Source organism: Enterobacter sp. 22452 (assembly GCF_052045065.1).
GTDB classification, from domain to species: Bacteria; Pseudomonadota; Gammaproteobacteria; order Enterobacterales; family Enterobacteriaceae; genus Enterobacter; species Enterobacter mori.
In genome coordinates this window covers 446,320-457,817 of sequence record NZ_JBQEOB010000005.1, presented here as the reverse complement: position 1 = coordinate 457,817, position 11,498 = coordinate 446,320, and the positions used below count along the sequence as shown (strand labels likewise).

The 11,498-nt window shown below is 51.6% G+C and carries 6 protein-coding genes and 1 pseudogene; 1 reads left to right on the top strand and 6 read right to left on the bottom strand.

The window, feature by feature from the left end:
• The 3 genes from ACTJJA_RS17215 to ACTJJA_RS17205 form a co-directional block, all read right to left on the bottom strand.
• A partial coding sequence (locus tag ACTJJA_RS17215; protein WP_440668116.1) for an Ig-like domain-containing protein occupies nt 1–2,831 on the bottom strand: 2,831 nt, incomplete at its 3' end.
• Between the two features lie 40 nt (nt 2,832–2,871).
• The gene (locus tag ACTJJA_RS17210) at nt 2,872–4,542 is read right to left on the bottom strand and encodes an Ig-like domain-containing protein (protein ID WP_440668118.1); all 1,671 of its coding nucleotides are present in this window, start codon (nt 4,540–4,542) and stop codon (nt 2,872–2,874) included.
• Nucleotides 4,543–4,608: 66 nt separating this feature from the next.
• A complete protein-coding gene (locus ACTJJA_RS17205) occupies nt 4,609–5,919 on the bottom strand; it encodes an Ig-like domain-containing protein (RefSeq protein WP_440668120.1) in 1,311 nt (436 codons plus the stop codon).
• 494 nt (nt 5,920–6,413) lie between these two features.
• Between ACTJJA_RS17205 and ACTJJA_RS17200 the strand changes: the two genes are divergently transcribed.
• Nucleotides 6,414–9,407 (top strand): Ig-like domain-containing protein, encoded by a 2,994-nt coding sequence (locus ACTJJA_RS17200; protein ID WP_440668776.1) that lies wholly within the window; start codon nt 6,414–6,416, stop codon nt 9,405–9,407.
• 200 nt (nt 9,408–9,607) lie between these two features.
• On the opposite strand, the pseudogene ACTJJA_RS17195 reads toward ACTJJA_RS17200, so the two are convergent.
• From ACTJJA_RS17195 to ACTJJA_RS17185, 3 genes and pseudogenes are all read right to left on the bottom strand, one after another.
• Nucleotides 9,608–9,745 (bottom strand): annotated as a pseudogene (locus tag ACTJJA_RS17195) (IS110 family transposase); the annotation flags it as partial.
• Nucleotides 9,746–10,144: 399 nt separating this feature from the next.
• The gene (locus tag ACTJJA_RS17190; RefSeq protein WP_440668775.1) at nt 10,145–10,759 is read right to left on the bottom strand and encodes a helix-turn-helix domain-containing protein; all 615 of its coding nucleotides are present in this window, start codon (nt 10,757–10,759) and stop codon (nt 10,145–10,147) included.
• Between the two features lie 89 nt (nt 10,760–10,848).
• Entirely contained in the window at nt 10,849–11,490 is a 642-nt protein-coding gene (locus ACTJJA_RS17185) for a helix-turn-helix domain-containing protein (protein ID WP_440668774.1), read from the bottom strand.
• Nucleotides 11,491–11,498: the final 8 nt, after the last annotated feature.

Below are 11,498 nucleotides of genomic sequence, written 5' to 3'. Positions count from 1 at the left end.
GCCGTTCCGGTATCGCCGGTATCGCTCAGGGTCACGCTGGTATTTCCGTTCGCATCCGTGGTGGAGGTTGTCGCACTGAGCGTCCCCAGCGTCGTCGCCCAGGTCACCTGCACACCGCTGAGCACCGTACCCGTCACAGAGTCCTTCACCACGGCGGTCAGTGTAGCGTAGTCCGTCCCGTCGTTCGTGATGGATGCTTTATCGCTGGTCAGGGAATCGATGACCGGCTCAACGGCGCTGGCGGAGAGTGCCAGTATGGATTTATACTCCCCGGCCTTATCCGTGGCCTGCGGCGGCAGCAGCTTCCAGTCAGCCGGCGCGTCGCTCCCCAGTATCACCTCCGGTAACTGCGACGTCCCGTTCCAGGTCGCTATCAGCGACGTGGTGGTCTGCCAGCTCACCAGCCCCGTGGTCGTATCCAGCGCCCCCACCTTCAGCGGGAACGTCCTCAGCCCCTGGTTTTTGTTCATCACCACCAGGACGCCCGCCTGCGTCAGAACGCCGTCGGTGACGCTGGCCAGATATTCTGCGACGATGCTCCCCGGATAGCTCTGCTGCGCCACGGCCACCACCGACTGACTCCGGTCTGACGGCACCAGCGTCACCCGGACCACCACGTCGTCGCTTCCCAGGCTCGTTCCCTGCACTGCCGCCCCCGCCACCACCGGGTAGTTTGCCGTCAGGTCCGGGTTGTCCGTCACGTCATAACTGTCCCGGTATGTCCGGAAATCGAAGGCGGTAATATCCCCCGTCAGCGTATGCCCGAACAGATGGCTGCTTCCGGGTTTCACTGACTGCCAGCTCCACTGATACAGCGGACTGCGCAGCATCTCACTGCTGCCTGTCGCCAGCGTCTCGCTGGTACCGCCATAGTTCATGGACTGGTACAGCATGGCCCCGGCAGCGACAGCCGTAATCAGCACGTCAACCGACTGGCTGCTGCCGGTAATACTGGCCGTTACGGTGGAGCTACCGGTATCCCCGGTGTCACTCAGGGTCACACTGGTTTTGCCGTTTGCATCCGTGGTCGTCGTGGTCTCACTGAGCGTCCCCAGGGTTTTCGTCCAGCTCACCTGCACACCGCTGAGCACCGTACCTGTCACGGAGTCCTTCACTACGGCGGTCAGGGTGGCGTAGTCCGTACCATTATTGAGAATGGATGTTTTGTCACGCTGCAGGGAATCAATCACCGGCGTCACCGCGCTGGCAGAGAGCGCCAGAATGGATTTGTACTCCCCGGTTTTGTCCGTAGCCTGCGGCGGGTACAGCGTCCAGTCAGACGGCGCATCGGCACCCAGTCTGACCTCCGGAACCTGTTTATCTTCATTCCAGGAGGCGGTGAGTGACGAAGTGAACTGCCACGTCACCAGGCCGGTAGTGGTATCCAGACTCCCCACGTTCAGCGAAACCGTGGTCAGTCCCTGTTTTTTGTTCAGGATGACCAGTACGCCCTCCACCGTCTGCAGGCCATTTGACACGCTGGCCGTTTCTGTCACTTTTGGCCAGGACTGTGTTGCCGTTGCCACCACAGACTGGCTGCGGTCAGCGGGGAACAGCAACACCCTGACCACCACGTCATCCCCGCCCAGGGCAGTGCCCTGCACGGCAGGGGAGGACAGAAGCTGGGGATACCAGGCCGTCAGGTCAGCGTTATCGCTGACATCGTAGCTGTCCCGGTAGGTTCTAAAATCGAATGCCGTCCGGTCTGCAATCAGCGTATGACCAAACAGGTGCTCGCCGTTCAGTCGGACGGACTGCCAGGCCCACTGAGACACGGCATTACGCAGCTGTTCGCTGTTCTCAATAGCCAGAGGTTCGCTGTTACCACCGTAACTGATAGTCTGATACAGCGTCAGGCCGGCGGACTGAGAGGACAGCGTGATATCCACGGAGCGGAGGCTGCCGGTAATACTGGCCGTTACGGTGGCGATGCCGGTACCGCCGGTATCGGTCAGCGTGGTGATGGCCTGACCGTTTGCTCCGGTCTGCGAGGCGCTGGCGCCCAGATTACCCTGAGATGTCGTCCAGTTGACAGTCACGCCGGCAACGGGCTGTCCCGCGCCGTCGGTAACGGTTGCCGTCAGGGTAGCCGTATCTGTCCCGTTGTTGGCAATCACCGTTTTATCAGATGTCAGGCTGCTGATGGTGTCCGTGGCCGGCGTGCCGCCGCCAAGCGTGGTGTGCCAGGTTCCGTCCCCTTTCAGCACCGGGTCTGAGAAGACCCAGTTCGCCGGGAATCCCCCCGCGTTAATCAGTGTGACGGCATTATTCTGATACTCCACAACGAGCGTGCCGGTACCGGTCCAGGCGACAGTCCCGGTGGTGGCATCGTAATCACCGTAGCGACAGGAGGCGACCACTGAGCTTCCGTTCGTGGGAGCAACAAACCCCAGCGCGGCAGGCCGACCCGGCAGGGACAGCGTGGTGACGCTCTGTGAACTACCACCTACCAGCGCGGAGGATGCCACCGCGTTGGGGGCCGTTTGTGCGGCGTCAATATCCAGCCAGACCAGCACGGCGGCATCCGGGTCAATCCCCAGGTACTGGAGCGGGAACTGATCCTGAGCCGGGTAGAGCTGCTGTAAATCCGCGAACTGTGCGGAGCAGACCTCTTCAATATGGTTAAGATAGCTAAGGGAGGCGTCGGCAGTATCGACCTTACTCCAGGCATAAGAGTACATGGTGGTCATCGCCACGGAGAGGTAGTTCCAGTTGCTGGTGCTGGCGGCAATCACTCCCGTCCCGCCATGGTCAATGCTGTCCGGGGCACCCACGAAATCGGTTTCTTTGTAATAAAGCAGGCTTTTTCCTGCGGCTACATTACTGGTCATCGGTATATCTCCACATAATATTTAGTGTTTTATTTTTTTACTATATAAACACCAGTGAACCACTGATGTCAGAGCCGGGTATCTCCGGTAAGGACAGTGTGAAGGCCACCGTTTCTGGCACGGTATCGGTTATATCAAATGCACAGGCATGAGAGTCTTTCACGTCATTAACTGCGGTTGTAGCATTGCTCTGGGTGATGATGGCGTGCGTGTTTCCCGTAAGCGTCAGCCTCGCGACCGTTGCCGTTGAGCTGTACGTTGTCTGCAGGTACACGCTGCAGACACTGCGACCGTCAGCCCGTGAGCCTGTTGACACCCCGTAACTGAGCAAATCACCCCGGCCTGGCAACCAGTCAAGAAACCGCATACTGACATTCGCGGTTACGCCGGGTTTACTGATTAAACTGGCCTGTATCTGTACTGATTCAGCCGAAAAGTCATAGATTTGCGCCACGCCATATCCGGTATCATCCAGTGTGATGAGCTGCGTGTCCTGCCCGTCGGGATAAAAACATGCCGATGTCGGGGCCAGAATGGTTAATTCAACGGCTGCACTGGCAGGGCCTGTCAGGTTGATCGAATTGACGGGACGAACTGGCACCGCCGGAATAAACACCGGCGCACCAGTACTGCAGTTCATTGCCAGCTCACCGCTGATATTCACATCTCCGGGAAGGGAAAGTGCCGTTTTCCCCTGAAGGTCAGTCACATGATACTGCCCCTCTCCCTGTCCGTTACCGACAGGCAGGATGTTCGATTCCGGTATATGAAAAACGGCTTTTTGAGCGACAACCTCACCGGTGGTCACGGTCCGGGTGTCCGTCCACTGCGTTCCGGGGATTGGCGTATCGGGCGAATCCTTAAACCCAAACCATGTTGCGGTAAGGGTGTCACCTTCAGCCATGCCCGGGTAAACCACCTCCAGAGCGGTGCCGTTATTTGCCACGACCGAGGCATAACTGATCGTATTAGTTGAATCGGCATCAGGGAAAACAGGAGCAGGCAGCGTGGCCGGAGGGGGACATCCGACGATTTCTACTGTAAAGGGGAGCGAACTGTGAATATTTTGTGACTGCTCGATATAATCATAAAACAGCTCATAATGACCATTATAAAAACAGGATGCAGGCAAAGCGGCTGTTGCATCTATTGATAAAGGGAAAACGGGAGGATCCTGTATCACGTATGTTTTACTTGCCAGCCCATCCCAGTAAAAAACAATAAGCTCCCCGGGTAAGGGTTTAAAATAAGCGGCAGGCTCCGGTACATAAACCGTCACCCCTAATGAAATTTCATATGCATCCAGCTGATGGTCCGTTTCTGCATTGACAACCACGGGCGCACCAAGCAGAGGATCGCTGAAATGGATACTGCAGTCCGAGGTTATTGTTCCTGCCCTGGCCCTGACTATCCCGCCTGAAGGTGAATCCGCCGTAGCCTGAATGGTGGCTGAGCCAGCGGCATCCGTCACAGATGCATTGCCTGACAGTGTGATATAGAGCTGTCCGGAAACAAGTTCCCATATAACATTCATACCCGAAACCGGTAAACCATCAGATGTCTGAACAACGGCGGTCAGGACAACTGTCGTTCCCGGACTGGTTACGACAGGCGACGCGGTAACACCTGCAATAATATAATCATCCGACAACGGTAAATTGTTGTTAACCTGATTATCAGGAGTCAGTGATGACGAGATTTTTTCATTCATATATAAATCCCGGAGTTGGTCCTTGCCATGAAGTGCCGCCATATCCGGCGGCACTTCATGTAAGGGTTAAATTAAGTCAACATTGACGGTAGCCGTCGCTGAATTCTCCGGATTTCCTGTGCCAGAACGCTGAACGGTATAAGACCCCTGAGCGGTACCACTGGTACGTACTGCAGTAATATATTCCTGATCAATAATGAAGGTACAGAATCTGAGCGTCACATCAGTAGATTTAACGGTAATAGAGGTGCTTGTTTCTGACCCCGAAACAGGGACACCGGTAGACGAGTATTCCTGCCAGGAGGCGAGCACAATATCCCCCGCCGCCATACCGGAATAGCTGATCCGCATATTTGTCCCGCCGGCTGCCGCATTCGCATTAATCGTGTTGTTGGTCGCTTCCGGGAAGGAAGGTGCAGGCAGTGTTGCCGGTGGTGTTACACCATCGACGGTCAGGGCAAAGTTTTGTGAACAGTGCGTGTTCTGGTTTGCATCTTCAAAAACATAGAACACTGAATACTGGCCATTATATAAACACGCGGAATTAAACTCAGATGAAATGTTTACTGAAATAGGGAATTTTGTTGTGGAGTCGACCGGATACTGTCTGGAATCAATGATATCCGCCCCTTCCGTCCAGTAAAGCGTCACAAAGTCCCCGCTGGAGTAAGGTCCCTTACCCGGATCATTAATATACAACTGGACACCCAGTTTAATTTCGTCAGCATTCAGGGTGTGATCGTCATCGGCATTGAGAATTGAAACCACTGGTACTGTCGGGCTGCTAAAAAACACATTACAGGATGCAGATGTCCGGGCATCTACTTTCGCAGTGATAATTCCGGCCACCCCTGCATTTGAACAGGTTGCAGTAACAGTAGCAGTACCAGCAGCGTCTGTCACTGAAGATGAATCACTGGTTATAATGTAAAGGCCGCCAGCATCGACTGACCAGTCGACTGTTTTCCCGTCGACTGGATTTCCACTGGAGTCAAGCAGTGTTACCGTCAACGTAACCGTACCGTTCAGGGTGGTAATAAGCGGATCGGGTGTCAGGATGATCGTTGTTTCAGGTACTGCAGTGAGCACCGCATCCCCCGTTACTGAGATGTCATCACTCTCAGTCGCCGTGATGGTATAATCCCCCGGAATGATGCAGGTTGCTGTAACTGATGCAATCCCTGATGTCGTATCAGTTGTTCCTGATGTTGCAGACAACGAACAACCAATGCCGGGGGTGACAGAAAAATTGACAGTCGTTGCAGTTGTTACAGGGGTTGTTCCATCGCTGGTCAGAAGCGCACTCACTGTTGCGGGTGTTGTATTGTCATCAGGGATACTGACTGGGTCGATAGTAACAGCAATTTGATTTGGCATGATATTAATCCTGTTGGTGATGAATTAGGCCCTTGCACGTTTCTGACTTGCCGGCCAAATGAGTCTTAAGTATTGAGCAATAATCCAGTAAATCAATTTTCTGACCGGTGGATTTTTTCCGGTATCCGGAGAAAGAAACACCCCGTTGAAAATTAAAAACAATCTTCATAATCTGTATCGCTCAACAATGAATGTGTGACATGATGAACGGTCACGACACATGTTTTTGTACCTCTGGTGAAAATCACCGGTATGTCATACATGACAGAGTACAGAGTACAGAGTACAGAGTAATTGAAATTAGAATGCGTCATTTTTGCATATAGAGTGTGCCAGAAAAGAAGCCTATTGGAGTAATTGATTGATGTTTCAGTGAATACGTTAACATCCAAATATGGATGCATTTTTATTGTTTTTTTATGTTTTGCTGAGTTGGTACTATCTTAAATATATTCTTATTCTATTTCGTACACAGGAAAACTGCCGTTATTCTTATGAAAAATAATTTTATATACCGAAAGATGATATCTTACGTAATGATCTGCATGCAGATCTTCCCCCACTTAGTACTTTTGATGCTGGGGTCTGTTGCCCATGCTTCTGTTCCTCAAAACGTGGATACGCGTGTTTCGCCCGTAACACAATCGGGATCAACAGTTGCGACATCAATGGCAAGAAGCTATGCCACTGATACAGTTGAACATTGGTTACAGCAATTTGGTACAGCAGAAGTCAAAATCAATGTCGACGAACATGGAAACTTTGATGACAGTTCGATCGATCTTCTGGCACCAGTTTACACCAGTAAACAAGCCTATTTTTTCACCCAACTAGGGTTAAGATCACCCAATGGAAGAACCACGGGCAACCTTGGTGTTGGTATAAGAACACTGACAGAAAGCTGGATGTACGGCGGGAATGTTTTTTTTGACAACGATTTTACTGGACGCAATCAGCGTATTGGCTTTGGTGCCGAAGCATGGGCAAATTATCTCAAATTCTCGGCAAACACTTATATTGGTGTCAGCAACTGGCATAACTCACGTGATTTCAATAATTTTTATGAAAAACCGGCTAATGGGTTTGATGTAAGGGTCGACGGATATATTCCTTCATTCCCACAGCTTGGCGCCAGGGTTATGTATGAAAAATATTATGGCAACCGTGTGGCATTATTTGACAAAGATCATCTGCAGGATAACCCTTCAGCAATGACCGTTGGTCTGAACTACACGCCGTTCCCTTTGATAACAGCTGGTATCGACTACAGACATGGACAGGATTCTACCGATGAAACCCGTTTTAACCTAAACTTTCGCTATAGCTTTGGTCAGTCATGGCAAAATCAGATCTCCCCGGCAGAAGTTGATGCTTTGCGACGAATTGATGGTAGCCGCTATGATCTGGTTGACAGAAATAATGAGATTATTCTGCAATATAAAGAAAAAACACAAAAGGGTGCAGTTGCAGAGCTGAAGCTCAACAGCATAAAGGATAATAGCCCTGCGGATGGTGTGACGACCAATATCATCACCGTCCAGGCTATATCCCAGAATGGGACTCCGGTGCAAAACGCAGTGATCAACTGGAGTACCGAGGGGCATGCGAAACTCAGTACATCTTCCGGGATCACAGATAAAAACGGTCAGACGGTTGTTCAGTTAACAAACACAGAAGCTGAACAGGTGAACGTCCTGGCATCTTCGGGGGCTGTGACTCAGAAGATCAGTTCATCTTTTGTTCCCGCTGTTGCTTCACTGGGCCTTGAACTTACCCAGAATAATATGCAGGCGGACGGAAATGCTCAGAATGCCGGTAAAGTTACAGTGAAAGATACTGATGGTAACGTTATATCCGGCGTTCAGGTTGACTGGAATGTTGATAACGGTGCAGTTATTGTTAGCAGTGACAGTAGAACAAACAATCAGGGCACTGCAACAGTGCATTTCAGTAATAGTACGGCAGGGAATGTCATACTGAAAGCCACTGCAGCAGGAAAAAGTGAATCAGTCACCTCAACTTTTGTGGGGCAACAAAGTGTTGCCAGCATTGTCTTGTCAATTGCAAGTCCCAGCGTTATCGCGGACGGTGTAACTCAGGATACAGCACAGGCTCTGGTAACTGATGATTCAGGTAAACCTGTTGCAGGATACCAGGTTCACTGGACAGCGACCGGTAATGCAAAACTGAGTGCACCGGACTCCCTGACAAATGCTCAGGGCGTAGCAACCGTTAGTCTCAGCGATAGCAAACCTGAAGTTGTACTTTTGAGCGCATCAGCTGGCGACAAAACTGCAACGGGAACGATCACCTTCACCGCCGGCCAGGCTGCCAGCGTGGCGGTCGCCACCGACAAAACCACCGCGGCGGCGGACGGGACAGATGCGATCACTGCCACCGCCACTGTCACCGATGCTCACGGTAATCCGGTGGACGGTGCCACAGTCACCTGGAGCGCCAGCAACGGCGCCCAGACCAGCACCACCACTGTGCAGACCAATGCCAGCGGAGTGGCCACTGCGGCCTTCACCAGCACCACCGCCGGCCAGTCGACCCTGACGGCCAGCACGGGCGGCGTTGACGGTAACCGGGCCGTCTCCTTCACCGCCGGCCAGGCTGCCAGCGTGGCGGTTGCCACCGACAAAACCACCGCGGCGGCGGACGGGACGGATGCGATCACCGCCACCGCCACTGTCACCGATGCTCACGGTAATCCGGTGGACGGTGCCACCGTCACCTGGAGCGCCAGCAACGGCGCCCAGACCAGCACCACCACTGTGCAGACCAATGCCAGCGGGGTGGCCACTGCGGCCTTCACCAGCACCACCGCCGGCCAGTCGACCCTGACGGCCAGCACGGGCGGCGTTGACGGTAACCGGGTTGTCTCCTTCACCGGCCAGGTGATTGGAAGCATATCCATTGTTGTGGATAACAATAATGCGATATCTGATGGTATTGATACGAACCAGGCAACTGCAACAATACTGGACACAAGCGGTACCCCTGTAAGCAACGTATCGGTTGAAGCCAGTTTAAGTGGGCAAGCGGTATTAACTTCCCCTTCTCCCGCAACCACAGGTATAACAGGAACATTCCTCGTGACCCTGACAGATCGGATGCCTGAAGATGTCACGATGACTGTCAAATCAGGAAATGTTACAAAGACTCAGGTTGTAACTTTTGTTCCTCAGACACTAGCTCTGGTCGTTATGGTCTCTGAACCGCTGAATACTATCCCGGCAGATGGTGTTACACCTGCTGAGTTTAAGGCCCAGGTTCAGGATATAAATGGTCATGGTATCCCCGGCGCAACGGTTACATGGAAGACAATCCAGGGATCGGCTACACCTACGGCAACGACATCAGTTTCAGATGTAAATGGTGTGGCCACAATGACATATACCAGTACGTCTTTTGGCAATAACGTTGTAACTGCTGAATATCAGGGTAAAAGTGCACAGGCGTCGGTAACGTTCTTGAGACCATAAAGTGGCTGGCGAGTTTTTTCGCCAGCTTTTTGTGCCATTGAAAGCCCCCAACTGGGTTGGGGTTTCAGTAAAGCTTTGGGCCAGTTATTGAAACCCCTTTTGATTTGTTAAAACACCTTGTGCTCTGGCAATGGACTGACCCCGCCCCGGTAGACGATCCTGCCCTATAGTTTGAGCATAGCAACTGTCTTCGAACCCGATTACGAAGCATGTTGGTGATACAACGGATCCCATGCTTCATTGTTTTTCAGCATTGCGTTCAGGATGGTCAGTAGTTTTCTGATGCAGGCGGTCAGTGCAACCTTTTTGGGTTTTCCTGCGGCAACGAGGCGCGTATAGGGGTCCGCTTGGGAAACGGAAAATATCCCACGCTAAGGTTATTTTAATGAACCCTTAGGATTAAATGTATGAAGTAATCTTCATACTATGCTTCCGGTCTACTTCTGATTTCTTTTTTCCAGATAATCATTGGTTGCGAGTGCCGTTGACTCCCAAAATGCACGCACCATGACATCATCTACTTAGTGCTGGATTCAGAGGAGATGAAAAATGGGGGTGGGCGATATGTTATTGATATTGTTTCAGCACCGTGATTACTGGTAATAGTCGCAATGAGTACACATACCCGGCGACTATTTGCACGCTATAAAAAGAGCTATACCGGTTGTCATGGTGACAATAATTTACCGCCGGGGAATTAGCTTTTACGCTGAGGGGCAGTTTTATGCCATATAAGGCTAAAATTTCACCGGGAGCTGGCTAATGCTCAGCAGTATTCCCCGACTGGTTGCAATGTAACCCCCTTTTTTTAACTCACGGATAATTTTCATAATATGGCTGCGTGAAAGGTGGGTCCGTTCCTGAATGTAACTGGCAGTCGTGGTTTTTTTCCTGATGGCTTCGGGCTCATTATCCAGATCGATCATCGCTGTCCTGATTTTCTCGTACGATGAAGACGTCGCCGTACGAACATCCCGTCGAAGATACTGCCCACTGATGAACATAAGCAGATGTGACAACTCTCGCCACATGCCATATTCATTGAGTTTTTCCAGCACCTCGTCCACAGGCATGACTGAAATATTCATTGCTTCATGAGTTCTCAGATAACACGTATCAGAGGGTAAATGCAGATGACTCAACCCCAAAATGAACGGACCGCTGACGGTACTGATGACACTACTGTCAGAACGATGAACAGCCAGACATCCTCCATCTATCAGATAACAGAGCATGCGTCCGTCTCTGTGGAAATGAAAGCGCTGATTTGGCATTGCAAAAAGCGGAGTGGTATGGGGAAGAAGGACTGACAGTAATGAACAGATCTCTTCAGTAGGCTTAACGAGTTGCATGGGCGGTTATTTTATTAGTTTCGTTACAGGAATGGATGGATGACGCCACACTGAATTTTGCCAGGGCGGGTTTATACAATTCCCTGACGTCATTCGGGTAAGTGTAAAATTTCTTTAAGAATGCCATTTTTTATCACAATGCTTCCGCTGGATTTCAGTTCTGCCAGAATACGCATCACAGAGGCGCGGGAAATACGGGTTTTGCTGCGAATATACAGTTCGGCGGTCATGGATTCCCGTATCCCCGGTGGTTCTGCCATCAGCTCTAACAGCTGTAGCCGTACCACGTTATAAAGGGTCGGTGAAATAAGCTTGAATAAGTGCTCAGTAAGGGCCGTTGCCGTCAACTGAAGGTGCCGGGCATAAACTTCCCAGAGCTGTAACTCACCGAGCAGGGCGTAAAATTTCTCAGTGTTAATTTTGGCGATCTCAGAAGGTTCGAGAACTTTCAGGATGCACCAGGCTTTGCTGTCATCCGGCATGGGGATAGTGCCGCGGATCGAAGGTGCAGTCAGCATACCGAGCATGATATCGTCGGGAAAACGGCTGAGTGACACGGTGCCCTGACGGATGAGATAGGCAGTGGATATCTGCGTGGCATTAATGGTGAAGCGTGAACCTTTGGGATAGGTTTTAAACTCCACGTATTCACTGAGCCTGTTAATCAGGATAGCGGCATAGGCAGAGCCGGGTTTAGTATACGCAGGGCGGTTTTCATCAGACTGACTCATAAGGCGTG

Coding starts and splice junctions, on each gene's coding strand:
- ACTJJA_RS17210 (WP_440668118.1), bottom strand. CDS start 4,542: ATGAATGAAAAAATCTCGTCATCACTGACTCCTGATAATCAGGTTAAC.
- ACTJJA_RS17205 (WP_440668120.1), bottom strand. CDS start 5,919: ATGCCAAATCAAATTGCTGTTACTATCGACCCAGTCAGTATCCCTGAT.
- ACTJJA_RS17190 (WP_440668775.1), bottom strand. CDS start 10,759: ATGCAACTCGTTAAGCCTACTGAAGAGATCTGTTCATTACTGTCAGTC.
- ACTJJA_RS17200 (WP_440668776.1), top strand. CDS start 6,414: ATGAAAAATAATTTTATATACCGAAAGATGATATCTTACGTAATGATC.
- ACTJJA_RS17185 (WP_440668774.1), bottom strand. CDS start 11,490: ATGAGTCAGTCTGATGAAAACCGCCCTGCGTATACTAAACCCGGCTCT.